This window comes from Williamsia sp. (genome assembly GCF_036566845.1).
Classification (GTDB): Bacteria; Actinomycetota; Actinomycetes; order Mycobacteriales; family Mycobacteriaceae; genus Williamsia.
This window is the reverse complement of the sequence record NZ_DATCVM010000134.1, coordinates 1-15,372: the sequence shown is the minus strand read 5'-3', so window position 1 is coordinate 15,372 and position 15,372 is coordinate 1. Positions and strand designations below refer to the sequence as shown.

The window sequence follows — 15,372 nt, the reverse complement described above, 5'->3', positions numbered from 1 at the left end:
AGAGACCACCTCGGTCTTCCGGGCCGATTTCATCAAAGAGATGGAGTCGACCGGTGGTTCTGCGACCACCTCCGCGGACAGCGGAGTGGAACGCCTGTCAGCAGGCACTGCATTGCTCGTCGTCAAGCGCGGCCCCAACGCCGGCTCTCGTTTTCTGCTCGATCAAGCGACCACCTCGGCCGGTCGGCATCCCGACAGCGACATCTTTCTCGATGACGTCACCGTCAGCCGTCGCCATGCTGAGTTCCGTTTGGGCGCAGGCGAGTTCCAGGTGGTCGATGTCGGCAGCCTGAACGGCACGTATGTCAACCGCGAGCCAGTGGATTCCGCGGTTCTGGCGAACGGTGACGAGGTTCAGATCGGTAAGTTCCGGTTGGTCTTCCTGACCGGCCCCAGTGGTGACGAAGGTTCCGCGGACGCGTGACCTCTCCGGCGGCGGGGCAGCATTCTGAAGGATCGATGTCCATCGGCTCGGTCCTCGATCAGCTGCGCGGTGAATTCCCTGACGTGACGATCTCGAAGATCCGATTTCTCGAGTCCGAAGGTCTGGTCACCCCCGAGCGGTCTCCGTCCGGGTATCGCCGATTCAGCAGAGCGGATTGTGAGCGGCTCCGGTTTGTCCTGACCGCTCAGCGTGATCGTTACCTGCCGCTCAAGGTCATCAAAGAACAGCTCGACGAAATCGACCGCGGTACCCGTCCTGATGCACCGACGGGTACCCGGTTGTTGTCGTCGGCAAAGAACTGGGTGGCTCCGGCCACGGATTTCTCGCAGGACGGCGGCGGCCGCCTGAGCCGCGACTCGCTGCTCGAAAGTACCGGGGTCGATTCGGCATTCTTGACCGAACTCGTCGACAACGGACTTCTTGTCCCCGGACCGCGGGGATTCTTCGACGAAGACGCGGTGCGGCTGGTGACGGCTGCGTCCGCGCTCGCCAACTTCGGCGTTCAGGCGCGGCACCTTCGCGCCTTCAAGGTGTCGGCCGACCGAGAGGCCGGCCTAGTCGCGCAGATCGCCAACCCCATCGCCAAAGGCAAGGGAACCGGTGCCCGAGACCGTGCCGAAGAGATGGTTCGTGAGATCGCAGCGCTGTCGGTGACCCTGCACACCCAGCTCGTGAAGCAAGCGGTGCGCGAAGTTCTCGATTAGCGCGAAGTTCTCGATCAGAGGGCCCGTTCTCCGGTCAGTCCGGAGGTTCTCGGTCGTCCGGCAGGCATCCTTGCCATAGGATTAGGGCGGTGAAGAATTCGCCCCGCACAAGCTTGGGAGGGCCGACCGCATGAGTGAAATGCGCGTAGTAGGTATCCGTGTGGAACCTCCACAGAGTCAACCGGTACTGCTCCTGCAGGAAACCGCCGGTGAACGTTACCTGCCGATTTGGATCGGTCAGAGTGAAGCAGCGTCAATCGCCTTGCGGCAAAAGGGTGTTGAACCTCCTCGTCCCCTGACCCATGACCTGATCGTCAATCTGATCAGTGCCCTGGGCCACGAACTGCTCGAGGTCCGGATCGTGGACATGCAGGAGGGCACGTTCTACGCCGACCTCGTGTTCGCCGGAGATCTGCGGATCTCGGCCCGGCCGTCGGATTCGGTGGCGATCGCGCTGCGCGCCGAGGTCCCGATTTTCGCCGAAGAGTCCGTACTGGCCGAAGCAGGATTGCTGATGCCCTCGGATGATCCGGAAGAAACGGACGAAGCGGAGCCGGCGTCCGAGGTCAAAGAAGACGAGGTCGAGAAGTTCAAAGAGTTTCTCGACTCGGTCTCGCCGGACGATTTCAAGGCGTCCGGCGGGGCATAGCCCGGTGTTGCGGTAACACACGAATCCGTTCCGTGAGGCGGCATTTCGCTCTGGCGAGTCTGGTCACAGAACGGAAACCGACGGGTCACGAATTGCCTAAAGCTCAAGTTTAGGTTCAGGGTTATGGCGAGTCGCGTTGATCCGGACCCGCTGCGGCCATACGGTTCTCATAACCGCGGAAGTTGCGGAGATGTGATTTTGATCAGTCAGTACGCGTAAACTTGGCCCGTCGGAGCCAGGATGCGCACATTGGCGGTCACCGACCAGCACGCGAGGAGAACCCAGTGGGCGATCAGCCACACGACGGTGAGAACGGCGACCTGGGGGCGCAGGTTGCGACCCCCGAGGCAGACACCGCGATCGGCGGCCCGAACAGGCTAGGCCAGGGCTCCCTGGAAGACATCGCGCCGGGCCTGTTCCCGAACGACACCGTTCCGGATGAACTCGTCGGCTACCGCGTCCCCAGCGCCTGCCAGATCGCCGGGATCACGTACCGGCAGCTCGATTACTGGGCCCGCACCTCGCTGGTGGTGCCGTCGATCCGGGGCGCTGCCGGCTCCGGTAGCCAGCGGCTCTATTCGTTCAAGGACATCCTGGTCCTGAAGATCGTCAAGCGTCTCCTCGACACCGGCATCTCCCTCCAGAACATCCGGGTTGCCGTCGATCACCTGCGCAAGCGTGGTGTCGAGGATCTGGCCCGCATCACCCTTTTCTCCGACGGCACCACCGTGTACGAGTGCACGTCCGCCGAAGAAGTCGTCGACCTGCTGCAGGGCGGTCAGGGTGTGTTCGGTATCGCCGTCAGTGGCGCCATGCGTGAGCTGACCGGAACCATCGCGGACTTTCCCGCCGAACGCGCCGACGGCGGCGTCACGGAAGCTGCTCCCGAGGACGAATTGGCGTCGCGTCGCAAGAGCCGCGCCCGTCGCACCGGTTAGGACCGCTGCCCGTACACTGGGACTGCGTCGCAGCGACACGGGAGAGAGTCATCCGCGAGATGACCGCCGAAGGAGCAATACCTCTCCGTCAAACTCTCAGGCAACAAGGACCGTGTCGACGTCGGCGTCTCTGGAGAGTGACGGTACAAACCGTCCGCCCATGGTGAAAGGTCGCGCTCGTCGCGGCTGAATCTCTCAGGCGTTCTGCAGGCCTCGGCCCTGCGGGATAGGACAGAGGGGGAGGACCGGCGTCCGGCCGACAGGTCGGCACTACACGTGGTCGGCCCTTCGTGGCGGACCACCGCGGAGGTCCTATCCATGAGCGGCACCCCTTTCACCGACCGTCATATCGGGCCCGACGCGGGAGAACTCGACCGCATCCTGGCAGTTGTCGGCGCCACCTCACTCGATGACCTGGCGCAGCAGGTCGTGCCGTCCGGGATTCTCGACACCCCGGAGGACAACGGTCTCGACGTCTTGCCGCCGGCGATCTCCGAACACGAGGTTCTCGCGGAACTCGCTTCACTCGCCGACGAGAACACCGTCGCCACCTCGATGATCGGTCTGGGCTATTACGACACGTTGACGCCGCCCGTCCTGATCCGCAACATCATCGAGAACCCGGCCTGGTACACGGCGTACACGCCGTATCAGCCGGAGATCAGTCAGGGCCGTCTCGAGGCGCTGCTGAACTTCCAGACGATGGTCTCCGACCTCACCGGCATGGAGGTGGCCAACGCGTCCATGCTCGATGAGTCGACGGCCGCGGCCGAGGCCATGACACTTCTACGCCGCGCAGGCAAGAGCAAGTCGCCGCGATTCCTCGTCGACGCAGATCTCTTCCCGCAGACCGCCGCGGTGATCGCCACCCGCGCGGAGCCGCTCGGAATCGAGGTCGTCACCGCTGATCTGACCGCGGGTCTGCCCGAGGGCGAGTTCTTCGGTGTCCTGGCACAGACGCCCACCGCCTCCGGGCGGGTCATCGACAGTGCGGCACTCATCGACGCAGCCCATGAGCGAGGCGCTCTTGTCGCCGTGGGTGCCGACCTCTTGGCCATGACGCTGATCACCCCTCCCGGCGAACAGGGTGCAGACGTCTGCTTCGGAACCACCCAGCGCTTTGGCGTCCCCATGGGATTCGGCGGACCGCACGCCGGATACCTCGCTGTGCATTCCAAGCATGCCCGTCAGCTCCCCGGCCGGCTCGTGGGAGTCTCCAAGGACGCCGACGGCAATCTCGCCTACCGGTTGTCGCTGCAGACCCGCGAACAGCACATCCGACGGGAGAAGGCGACCAGCAACATCTGCACTGCGCAGGTGCTGCTCGCCATCCTCGCGGCGATGTACGCCAGCTACCACGGCGGCGACGGACTCCGTGCGATCGCGCGGCGTGTCCACGGACATGCCACCTCGATCGCCAACGCACTCGGAGGCAAGGTCGTCCATGCCAACTTTTTCGACACGGTGCTCGCCCGCGTACCGGCACAGGCCGAATCCGTGGTCGTCGCCGCCCGTACCCGCGGTATCAACCTGCGGCTGGTCGACACCGATCACGTGTCGGTCGCCTGTGATGAGGCGACAACCGACGCACACGTGACAGCGGTGCTCGAGGCGTTCGGTGTGCCCGCGGCCGGGGCGGTGGCCGACGCCGACGGTGCCGGGGTCGCCGACCGCACCTCCGACTTCCTCACGCACCCGGCCTTCAACCGCTACCGCACCGAGACGGCGATGATGCGCTACCTGCGGATGCTCGCCGACAAGGACATCGCGTTGGACCGCAGCATGATTCCGCTGGGCTCATGCACGATGAAGCTCAACGCCGCCGCGGAGATGGAGGCCATCACCTGGCCGACGATCGCCAAGCTGCACCCGTTCGCGCCCGCTGATCAGGTGACGGGGATCCGCACGATCATCGCGACGCTCGAAGAGTGGCTCGTCGCGATCACCGGTTACGACCGGGTGAGCCTGCAGCCGAACGCCGGCTCACAGGGTGAATACGCCGGGCTGCTCGCGATCCGTGAATACCACCGCAGCCGCGGCGACAAGAACCGCACGGTCTGCCTGATCCCGTCGAGCGCTCACGGCACCAACGCGGCATCGGCCGTCATGGCCGGGATGCGGGTCGTGGTCGTGGCCTGCCGCGAGAACGGCGACGTCGATGTCGACGACCTGCGTGCCAAGATCGAGGCCAACGCCGCAGAACTGTCGGCGATCATGATCACCTACCCGTCCACTCACGGAGTCTTCGAACACGAGATCGGCGACATCTGTGCCGCGGTCCACGACGCCGGCGGCCAGGTCTACGTCGACGGCGCAAACCTCAATGCCCTTGTCGGCGTTGCGCGGCCGGGCCGGTTCGGTGGCGACGTCAGTCACCTCAACCTGCACAAGACCTTCTGCATCCCGCACGGCGGCGGCGGCCCCGGAGTCGGACCGATCGGGGTGCGCGAGCATCTGGCGCCGTTCCTGCCCGGACATCCACTGGCCGACGAGTTGCCCGGCGAGCTGACGATCTCGGGTGCCCCCTATGGGTCCGCATCGATTCTGCCGATCACCTACGCCTACATCCGGATGATGGGTGCCGAGGGACTGCGGCAGGCAACCCTGACGGCGATTGCTTCGGCGAACTACATCGCTGTCCGGCTGCGCGATCACTTTCCGGTGCTCTACACCGGTGCCGGTCACCGCGTGGCCCACGAATGCATCATCGACCTGCGCCCGCTGACGAAGAGCAGCGGTGTCACGGTCGACGACGTCGCAAAACGACTGGCCGACTATGGTTTTCACGCTCCGACGATGAGCTTCCCGGTGGCCGGGACCTTGATGATCGAACCCACCGAAAGCGAGAACCTCGACGAGATCGATGCATTCTGCGACGCGATGATCTCGATCCGCGCTGAGATCGGCAAGGTCGAGTCCGGCGACTGGTCGCTCGACGACAACCCGTTGCAGGGGGCGCCGCACACCGCAGAGTGCCTGGTCGGGGAGTGGGATCACGGTTACGACCGCATGGTTGCCGTCTACCCGAACGGGCTGCCGTCCGCTGGTGGCCGCCCCAAGGTCTGGCCGGGTGTGCGCCGGATCGATGGTGCCTTCGGCGATCGGAACCTGGTCTGCAGTTGCCCACCGATCGAGGCCTTCGCCTGATCTTGACTTCCGATCGGGCAGGGGTCAGGTGCGCCGCGCGAGTGTCTCGGTGATCGCGTTCTGAGCCTCTGCCGGGGGCGCGGGCATCGGGGTCGGTGTCTCCGGGAAGTCCACGGCTGCCGTCGGTGGCGGTAGTTCGCCTCCGCCACGGAAACCCAGTTGGGTGATCGCCGAGATGTGCTCGGGCGCGTGGACATAGCTGATGAAGGTGCTGACGGCGTCGCGCTGAGCGACGTCGACCTGTTCGCCGGTCAACGTGATCACCGGGAAGTCGGCCACCGGTGTCGGACCGGTCGGCAGCAGCGACACCACACCGGCGTTGGCTCCGTCTTTGGTGAGCTTGTAGAGCTGTTGCTCGGTGATGGGCACGGCGTGGATTGCGCCGGACGCCGGGTCCGTCTGCTCGGCGATCATCTGTACCCCGCTCTCCGAAGACCCGAGGTCGGTCGGTGGCGCCTGGGACTGCATGGCCTGCAGCGTCGAGGTCACCAGCGGAGAGGTCGCGTCCTCGACCGACAGGGCACCGCTCGGCGTCCGGGAGACCTCCATCGCGATCGCCTGGGCGGCGAGTACCGTCGCATCGGATTGCGGCCCCATCGGCATGGCCATCTTCAAGGAGCCCCAGCCCGGCAGGCCCAGCTGCCGCATCGCGGTCTCGGACCGCTGCAGGGTGGGGAGTTCGATCCATCCGACGTTGCCCGTCATGGCCTCTTTGGCCTCGGCGGGCACGGCCAGGACCACGGGCGAGGTCACCAGCGACGCGGGTGCGCCTTCGACGATCTCGGGTTTGGCGGCCGTCAGCTGTGAACTCCAGACCGACGACTGCGGGATCCAGGCTGCCGGATACTGACCGCGCGACGCCGGGTCCCACGTCCCCGTGAGTCCTTCGAGGGTCACCTTCGCATCAGACGGGCGGACATCGATGGTGATACACCAGTCGCGGCTGACCGGATTGGTGGCGTTGTATTCTGTCGCGACGGATTTCAGCGGTTCGGCCAGGGACGGATCGCTGATGACCGCGACCGTCAGATCGCCTTCCACACACCGCTTGGCGGCATCCTGGCCCTGCTTGGTGAGTCGATCACCCAGCATCGACCAGAGGAAGCCCACCACCACGAGCACCACAACGATGGCAACCACAACCAGAAGGCCACGGCTGATACCCCTACTGCCGCCGGCTCTGCGATGCTCGCCCACAAACACCTCGATCCACGTCGATGTGACAACCCGACCTGCGCACTTCCGGACCGGTGAAGTGATCACCAGTCCGGAAAGCGCGAGCTGTCGTGGGGCAGTCTATGCGGTGCGCTATGCGTACGTGCGAGAGGTCACACCCCAGAGCTCACACCGGGGACGCGGTGCACACGACCTTCCGGCGCTCGTCGTACGTGTAATAGGTCTCCGCTTCCTCCGGGCAACCGGTCTCGTCGACCGTGTCGGTCAGCACCGCGAGGATCTTCTCACCGCTGGGATCGGTGCACGGAACCTGGGTTGTGCTCTCGTAGCCGACGGCCATGTCGAAGCATTTGCCGACAACCCAGTCGACGTCGAGGCACAGGACACCGGTGGTGGAACCGGCCAGTGTTTCGTAGTAGGTCTGGTCGACATCGGAGGGACAGGCATCCTCGGTGGCGACCTTCGCGACGATGACGTAGTGCGAATCGGTGGTACCGCAAGTCGCCGAGTCGATCTCGGCATCCATCATCGTGCCGCCGAGATTCACACAATCACCGACCTCGGCATCGATCTCGCTGATGTCGCCGCTGTCCTCGATGGTCGTCGACGTTGAGGCGGACTCTGTAGATTCAGCCGATTCCGACGCGATTGACGATGCGCCCGAAACCGGTGTGGCCGTACCGCTTTCGTCGTCGCCGCAACCGGTGGCCAGTGCCGCCACCAACACCGCACCGAATGTGAACACCACACACCGACGGATACCAGAAATCACTGTCAATCTCCCTGATCAGTTGTGGCCCGGGCGAATTGCCCGGGCCACAACTGAAGTTAGCAGAGCTTTACCTCTGGTTCGCGATCGGCTGACTCGGTCGAAACGGTCAGGCGTTGGCTGCTTTGTACTCGCGACGACGGCGATGCAGGATCGGCTCGGTGTAACCGTTGGGCTGCGCACCGCCTTCGAGGATGAGCTCCTTGGCCGCGCTGAACGCGATGTTCGACGCGAAGTCGGGAGCCATCGGTCGGTACGTCGGATCGCCGGCATTCTGCTGATCGACCACCGGTGCCATCCGCTCGAGTGCGGCGACCACATCGGACTCGGTGACGATGCCGTGGTGCAACCAGTTCGCCAGGAGCTGGCTGGAGATCCGCAGGGTGGCGCGGTCTTCCATCAGGGCGACGTCGTGGATGTCGGGCACCTTCGAACAACCGACGCCGGCGTCGATCCAGCGGACGACGTAGCCCAGGATCGACTGGCAGTTGTTGTCGAGCTCTTCGCGCTTTTCCTCATCCGACCAGTTGGTGTTCGGCGCGAGCGGGATGGTCAGGATGTCGTCGACCGATGCCGGGTCACGCTTGGCCAACTCGAACTGACGCTTGAACACGTCGACCTGGTGGTAGTGCAGGGCGTGCAGGGTGGCGGCGGTCGGGGACGGCACCCACGCGGTGTTGGCGCCGGCTTTGGGGTGACCGATCTTCGTCTCGAGCATGTCGGCCATCAGGTCGGGCATCGCCCACATGCCCTTGCCGATCTGTGCCTTGTGCTGCAGGCCGGCGTGCAGGCCGGTGTCGACGTTGAAGTCCTCGTAGGCCTTGATCCACGTCTGCGACTTCATCTCGGCCTTGCGCACGACGGCGCCGGCTTCCATCGAGGTGTGGATCTCGTCGCCGGTGCGATCGAGGAAGCCGGTGTTGATGAAGACCACACGATCTTCGGCCGCCTTGATGCAGGCCTTCAGGTTCACGGTGGTGCGGCGTTCCTCGTCCATGATGCCGACCTTCAGGGTGCCGGTGGGCAGTCCCAGGACTTCCTCGACGCGGCCGAAGAGTTCAACGGTGAACGCCACCTCGTCGGGACCGTGCATCTTGGGCTTGACGATGTAGATCGAGCCGCTGCGGGAGTTCTGCAGACCGTGGACCTCGAGGCCGTGTTTGCCGATCAGCGAGGTGAACAGCGCATCGAGGATGCCCTCGGGCACCGCGTCGCCATCGGCGGTGATGATCGCGTCGTTGGTCATCAGGTGGCCGACGTTGCGCACGAACAGCAGTGAGCGGCCGTGCAGCAGGAGACCGGAACCGTCGGGCGCGGTGTATTCGCGGTCCGGGTTCAGGACTCGCGTGAACGTCTTGCCGCCCTTGGTGACCTCTTCGGCAAGATCACCCTTGTTCAGGCCCAGCCAGTTGCGGTAGCCGGTCACCTTGTCGTCGGCGTCCACAGCGGCCACCGAGTCCTCGAAGTCCATGATGGTGGTGATCGCCGACTCGACGAGCACATCCTTGACGCCGGCGGCATCGGTCGAACCGATCGGGGACTCGGCGTCGATCTGGAGTTCCAGGTGAAGTCCATTGTGGCGCAGCAGGATACCGGTGGGCGCCGACGGCTCGCCGGTGTAGCCCGCGAATGCGGCCGGGTCGGCGAATCCGGTGGTCGAACCATCGGCGAAGGAGATCACAACCGCGGCTCCGTCGACGACGTAGGAGGTCGCGTCGGCGTGCTTGCCGCTTTCCAGGGGGACGGCCTCATCGAGGAAGTTCTTGGCGAACGCGATGACCTTGTCACCGCGAACCTTGTTGTACGACTTACCCTTTTCCGCACCGTCGGCCTCGGAGATGGCGTCGGTTCCGTAGAGCGCGTCGTAGAGCGACCCCCAGCGCGCATTGGATGCGTTCAGCGCGAACCGGGCGTTGAGGATCGGGACCACGAGCTGAGGTCCGGCGGTGCTGGTGATCTCGGTGTCGACACCGGTGGTGCTGATCTCGAAATCGGCGGGCACCTCGGTGAGGTAACCGATCTCGGTCAGGAAGGCCTTGTAGGCCGCGAAGTCGAAATCGGCCGGCGTGGCCGGCTTGTTGTCGCGGTGCCACTGATCGATCTTGGCCTGCAGGTCGTCGCGAACCGCGAGGAGTTCGGCGTTCCGGGGGCTCAGATCGTTGATGACCGCCGCTGCACCCGACCAGAACGATTCCTGGTCCACTCCGGTACCCGGCAGGGCCTCGTTGTTGATGAAGTCGTACAGAACCGACGCAACTTGCAAGCCGCCGTCCACGGTGACGCGCTGAGCCATAACCGGCCTCACTCTCTTTCGATCAAGGGCACTGATGCCGCATATGTTACTCGTTGGTAGCAATTGGATTCAGCTGGGCAAGGATCGCTTGTCCCGCAGTTCAGGCACTTGTTGTCCGATCGGACAGGCTCCGGCAGCGCTCGAGCAGGTCGGCGCGTAGTGCCTGGGCCCGGCGGGCGAGCCCGGACTGCACCCCGATGTACTCCGCCCGTCCCGCCGGTTCCTCGATCTGAATCGGCGCCATGCCGAACTCCGAAAGGTCGTACGGGCTCGCCCGCATGTCGATCTCGCGATGGTGGAGCGCCAAGTCGAATGCGTCGGCGATCACGTCCGACGGGAGCAGAGGTGCCAGTTTGTACGACCACTTGTAGAGGTCCATGCCGGCGTGCAGACAGCCTGGTTGTTCGAACTCTGGCTGTGTACGTCTATTTAACACTGTGAGGTTCAGCGGCCGGGCAGGCGGGGTGAAGAACCGGAAGGCATCGAAGTGTGTGCAGCGCGGCGGTTGCGACCGCACCACCTCGTCTGTCTCGGCGGGACTCAGACGCAGCGGAACGCCGGCATGACGGATCTGTTCGGGTGATGCCTGATAGACCATCGCCCACTCGTGCATCCCGAAGCAGTTGAGGCGCGGCGTCCGTTCTGCGGTCGCAGAGAGCAGATGGACGACGTAGTCGATCGTCTCGCGGCGTTTGTCCAGGAAGTCGCGGCCGACGGTCACCAGGTCTCCGCAACGCACATATCCGCGGTAGTCGAGGTGGTGCCGGGCGGAGCGCCCCTGCAACCCGACCCCGAACCCGGGATGCCAGCGCCGGAGTTGTGCCGGCCGAAAGCTGTAGTAGGTGAACAGGAATCCCCAGACCGGATGTACGGCATCACCGACGTCGGGGGTGGTATACCGGGATGGATGGCGTTCGAGGAGTTCATCGATCCGCTGCCGGTGCTCGTCAGCCGCGCCCTGCCACTCCGACTCGGCGAGTCGGTCGAGAAGCGCACCGGGCGAGGTCATACCCGGTGCGTTTCGTCGCGCACCGTTCCCACGAACTCCTCGACGAGGTCTTCGAGTGCGACCACGGCAACCGTGCGGCCGTTGGTGTCGACGACCGCGGCCAGGTGCGAACTGGTGCGGCGCATCGCATTGGTGGCCTCGTCGAGCGCGGTGCTGTCGGCCAGGACCGGCAGGGGGTGGATCTTGTCGACGCCGATGATGGTGTCGGGGCCGACGTTCTCGTCGAGGATTTCGTCGAGGACGTCCTTCAAATGCAGATAGCCGGTGTAGGTGCCGTCGGTTCCGCGGACCGGGTAACGGCTGAATCCGGTGTCGGTGACGGCCTTCTCGACCGAGCCGAGAGTCGGACCGACCCGGCCGGTCTCCGGATCGGCGGTCACCTGGACGCTGCGGAGTTCGGTGAGCGGTATCGCGACCTCGAGCACGGTACGTCCCGAGGTCTGGAGTGCCCGGGTGAGCCGGGTGTGCTCCTCCTCGTCGATCAGGCCCTCGCGCCGGGATTCGCCGAGCATCTGCGCGAGTTCATTGGCCGAGACCGTGGCGTCGAGTTCGTCCTTCGGCTCGACCCGCAGCAGTCGAAGTGACAGATTGGCCACCCAGTTGTAGAACGCGATCAGGGGCCGGGCGAGCTTGATGAACATGAGGTGTGTCGGCACCAAGAACATGGCCGAACGTTCCGGACCGGCGAGCGCGAGGTTCTTGGGGACCATCTCACCGAGCAGGATGTGGAGCACCACAACCAGCGACAGTGCCAGGGCGAACGCGATCGGATGCAGAAGGCCGTGAGGTACGTGCGCGAGTTCCAGCGGCTTCTCGATCAAGTGAGCGATCGCGGGCTCACCGACACGTCCGAGGAGGATCGAACAGATCGTGATGCCGAGCTGTGCCGCGGCCAGCATCAGCGAGAGATGCTCGCCCGCTTCGATGACCGTGCGCGCTCGGCGCTTACCCTGCTCTTCCAAGGCCTCGAGCCGGTCGCGGCGAGCGGAGATCAGCGAGAACTCGGCACCCACGAAGAATGCATTGCCGGCGAGCAACAGTACTGCGAGCAGCACGCCCCAGAGGTCATTCATCGGTGACCCGATCGTTTGCTTCCGAGTCGTCGGAATCGGGGTGCGGGGTCAGTGCCACCGTGTCGATCCGGCGTCCGTCCATCCGGACCACCCGGGCGCGCCACCGCTGCTGGGGGGCGTCATCGTCATCATCGTCATCGTCGGCTCCGCTGTAACGGACCGGCAGATCGACGACGTCGCCTTCGCGGGCGATCCGGCCGAGTTCGTACATGAGGAGTCCACCGAGGGTGTCGTACTGACCTTCGGGTGCGCGATAGCCGATCGCATCGAGGAGTTCGTCGATACGCAGCAACCCGGTCAGCAGATAGCCGTCGCCCTCACGCTGGACGTCGGCCTGTTCGTCGTCGTGCTCGTCGGTGACATCCCCGACGATTTCCTCGATGAGGTCCTCGGTGGTGACGATCCCGGCGGTTCCGCCGTACTCGTCGACCACGACAACAACCTGGAGGCCGTCGGCGCGGATCTGTTCCATGAGTGAGTCGCCGTCGAGGCTGGCCGGTACGACGGAGACGGCCCGGGCGAGGGTGTGCAGCTCAGTGGTGCCGCGCTGAGCCATCGGGACCGTGAACGCCTGTTTGACGTGGACGACACCGCTGATGTTGTCGAGGTCGCCGCCGTCGAGGACCGGGAACCGGGAGTAGCCCGTCCGCGACGACGCGAGGATCAGATCGCGCACGGTGTCGTGGATGTCGAGGCATTCGACGGTGACCCGCGGCGACATCAGATCTTCCGCGGTGAGCTTCCCGAATTGCAACGACCGATCGACCAGCGCCGCGGTGCCGGGGTCGAGTGCACCCTGACGTGCCGAGTTGCGCACCAGAGATCCCAGTTCCTGCGGCGACCGCGCCGACCGCAATTCCTCGGCGGGCTCGACACCCAGGTGGCGGACCAGCCAGTTGGCGGTGCCGTTGAGGGTGTTGATGAGCCACCGGAACGCCGCCGAGAACATGCTCATCGGTCCGGCGGTGGCGCGTGCGGTCGGAAGCGGCCTGGAGATCGCCAGGTTCTTGGGGATGAGCTCCCCGAGAACCATCGACAGTGACGTCGCGATAACCAGCGCGAGGATCAGCGAGATCGCGGCGTCGGCGCCATCGGGAACCCCGAGTGCCTCGAACAGCGGCTCGAAGAGCTGCGCCAGCACCGGCTCGGCGATGTACCCGGTGACCAGGGTCGTGATGGTGATCCCGAGCTGGGCGCCGGACAGCTGGAACGAGAGTGTCTTGTGCGCCCGGCTGACCTGACGCGAACGGAGATCACCCCGGGTCCGGACATCGTTCTCGACGGTGGACCGTTCGAGCGCGGTGAGCGAGAACTCGGCGGCGACGAACAGCGCAGTGCCCAGTGTGAGAGCGATGAAGCCGAGCAGGCTGCCGATCAATATCAGTGCTTGCATCAGCGGTCACCGCGGTGAGTGACGCCTCGAGGTGCCATGGGCACCAATCCAGCCTCCATGTTCAGGGGATCAGGTGAGGATGTCGCCTGGGACATCGGGTCGATCGTATCGGGTTACCAGCCCGTAGGTAACGGGCGTCCCTCGGCGAACCCGGCCGCGGACTGGACCCCGAGGATCGCTTTTTCGTGCAGTTCGTCGAGCGATCGCGCGCCGACGTACGTTGCCGTCGACCGAACACCCGAACAAATGTGGTCGATCAGGTCCTCGACGCCCGGCCGTTCGGGGTCGAGTGCGATGCGCGACGTCGAAATACCCTCTTCGAACAGTGCTTTCCGGGCGCGGTCGAAGGCACTGTCGGTGGCGGTGCGCGCGGCGACCGCCCGTTTCGACGCCATCCCGAAACTCTCCTTGTACGGTTTGCCCGACCGGTCCCATTTCAGGTCACCCGGGCTTTCGTATGTGCCGGCGAACCACGAGCCGACCATCACGTTCGACGCCCCGGCCGCCACGGCGAGGGCAACGTCGCGCGGATGCCGCACACCGCCGTCCGCCCACACGTGCGCGTTCGATTCCTTTGCGGCAGCGGCACATTCGGCGACTGCCGAGAACTGTGGACGACCGACGCCGGTCATCATGCGGGTGGTGCACATCGCGCCCGGCCCGACACCCACCTTGACGATGTCGGCACCCGCGGAGATCAGATCCCGGGTGCCTTGCGCCGACACGACGTTGCCCGCGCAGATCGGGACACCGAGGTCGGCGTCGGCGATCTGCTCGAGGACCGCGAGCATCTTCTCCTGATGTCCGTGCGCGGTGTCGACAACGATGAGGTCGGCGCCGGCCTGCATCAGCGAGATTGCCTTGCCACGAGCATCACCGTTGACACCGACCGCGGCGGCGACCCGCAACCGGCCGTTCGCGTCGAGGTTGGGTTCGTAGATGCCGGCCCGGACGGCGCCGACCCGGGTCAACACGCCCGCGAGTGAGCCGTCGGCTTCGGTCAGCACCGCGAGGTCGGCGTGCCTGGCGTCGAGGAGTTCGAACAGTTCACGTGCGGGTGTGCCGACCGGCGCCGACACGAAGTCGGGGTCGAGGACCTCGGTCAGCCGGGCGAACCGGTCGACGTCTGCGCAGGCGGCTTCGGTGACCACCCCGATCGGGGTCGCGGCATCGGAGTCGAGCACGATCAGGGCTCCGTGGGCGCGCTTGGGCAGCAGGGCCACGGCATCGGAGACCGCTGCCTCCCCACCGAGGACCACCGGGGTGTCCGCGACCAGGTGGCGTCCTTTGACAAACTCGATCATCTCGGCGGCCGCGGTGATCGGCAGATCCTGTGGTAGCACCACCAGGCCGCCGCGGCGGGAGACGGTCTCGGCCATCCGGCGTCCGGCCACCGCCGTCATGTTGGCAACAACCAGCGGAATCGTGGTGCCCGAGCCGTCGGCGGACGAGAGATCGACGTCGAAACGGGAGGTGACGTCGGTGCGACCGGGCACCAGGAACACGTCGTCGTAGGTCAGGTCATGACTCGGGAAATGATCATCGAGGAATCGCACGTAGGTCAATACTACGCAGCGGTGGACACGACCGTGCAGACCGTTCGTCAATGCTCCACATACACGAAGATGCTCCACATACACGAAGATGCTCCACGTATTTGTGGAGCGTCTTCGCATAGGCGGAGCGGCTGCGGGTGTCGGGAGGTCAGGCCTGGATTTCGGTGCGGCCTTCGCTCCAGAGTGTGTGGAATGCGCCTTCTTTGTCGATGCGTTGGTA

At 65.1% G+C, this 15,372-nt stretch carries 12 protein-coding genes and 1 riboswitch; of the genes, 5 read left to right on the top strand and 7 right to left on the bottom strand.

All coding sequences use genetic code 11. The features are described 5' to 3' along the window. From odhI to gcvP, 5 genes are all read left to right on the top strand, one after another. A partial coding sequence (odhI, locus tag VIQ49_RS12795) for an oxoglutarate dehydrogenase inhibitor Odhl (RefSeq protein ID WP_331885095.1) occupies positions 1-424 on the top strand: 424 nt, incomplete at its 5' end. A gap of 35 nt (positions 425-459) precedes the next feature. Further along, on the top strand, positions 460-1,149 hold the full coding sequence (locus VIQ49_RS12790; RefSeq protein WP_331885093.1) for a MerR family transcriptional regulator: 690 nt from the start codon (positions 460-462) through the stop codon (positions 1,147-1,149). A gap of 130 nt (positions 1,150-1,279) precedes the next feature. After that, a complete protein-coding gene (locus VIQ49_RS12785; RefSeq protein ID WP_331885091.1) occupies positions 1,280-1,798 on the top strand; it encodes a bifunctional nuclease family protein in 519 nt (172 codons plus the stop codon). Positions 1,799-2,157: 359 nt separating this feature from the next. Then, positions 2,158-2,736, top strand: a complete 579-nt coding sequence (locus tag VIQ49_RS12780) for a MerR family transcriptional regulator (RefSeq protein ID WP_331885097.1) — start codon at positions 2,158-2,160, stop codon at positions 2,734-2,736. 28 nt (positions 2,737-2,764) lie between these two features. Further along, a riboswitch (glycine riboswitch) is annotated at positions 2,765-2,859 on the top strand. Between the two features lie 195 nt (positions 2,860-3,054). Further along, positions 3,055-5,883, top strand: a complete 2,829-nt coding sequence (gene gcvP / locus VIQ49_RS12775) for an aminomethyl-transferring glycine dehydrogenase (RefSeq protein WP_331885089.1) — start codon at positions 3,055-3,057, stop codon at positions 5,881-5,883. A 24-nt stretch (positions 5,884-5,907) separates the two neighbouring features. Here gcvP and VIQ49_RS12770 read toward each other — a convergent pair whose 3' ends face one another. From VIQ49_RS12770 to VIQ49_RS12740, 7 genes are all read right to left on the bottom strand, one after another. Continuing rightward, complete coding sequence (locus VIQ49_RS12770; protein ID WP_331885087.1) at positions 5,908-7,023, bottom strand: substrate-binding domain-containing protein; 1,116 nt, start codon at positions 7,021-7,023, stop codon at positions 5,908-5,910. 202 nt (positions 7,024-7,225) lie between these two features. Next, on the bottom strand, positions 7,226-7,831 hold the full coding sequence (gene lppU / locus VIQ49_RS12765; protein ID WP_331885085.1) for an LppU family putative lipoprotein: 606 nt from the start codon (positions 7,829-7,831) through the stop codon (positions 7,226-7,228). 106 nt (positions 7,832-7,937) lie between these two features. Beyond that, positions 7,938-10,121 (bottom strand): malate synthase G, encoded by a 2,184-nt coding sequence (locus VIQ49_RS12760; RefSeq protein ID WP_331885083.1) that lies wholly within the window; start codon positions 10,119-10,121, stop codon positions 7,938-7,940. A 100-nt stretch (positions 10,122-10,221) separates the two neighbouring features. Beyond that, entirely contained in the window at positions 10,222-11,130 is a 909-nt protein-coding gene (locus VIQ49_RS12755) for a 3-methyladenine DNA glycosylase (RefSeq protein ID WP_331885081.1), read from the bottom strand. Next, complete coding sequence (locus tag VIQ49_RS12750; protein WP_331885079.1) at positions 11,127-12,203, bottom strand: hemolysin family protein; 1,077 nt, start codon at positions 12,201-12,203, stop codon at positions 11,127-11,129. The genes VIQ49_RS12755 and VIQ49_RS12750 overlap by 4 nt, the downstream gene beginning before the upstream one ends. After that, positions 12,196-13,596: a hemolysin family protein gene (locus tag VIQ49_RS12745; RefSeq protein WP_331885077.1), complete on the bottom strand. Its 1,401-nt coding sequence runs from the start codon at positions 13,594-13,596 to the stop codon at positions 12,196-12,198. The genes VIQ49_RS12750 and VIQ49_RS12745 overlap by 8 nt, the downstream gene beginning before the upstream one ends. 113 nt (positions 13,597-13,709) lie before the next feature. After that, complete coding sequence (locus VIQ49_RS12740; protein WP_331885075.1) at positions 13,710-15,152, bottom strand: GuaB1 family IMP dehydrogenase-related protein; 1,443 nt, start codon at positions 15,150-15,152, stop codon at positions 13,710-13,712. Positions 15,153-15,372 lie beyond the last annotated feature (220 nt).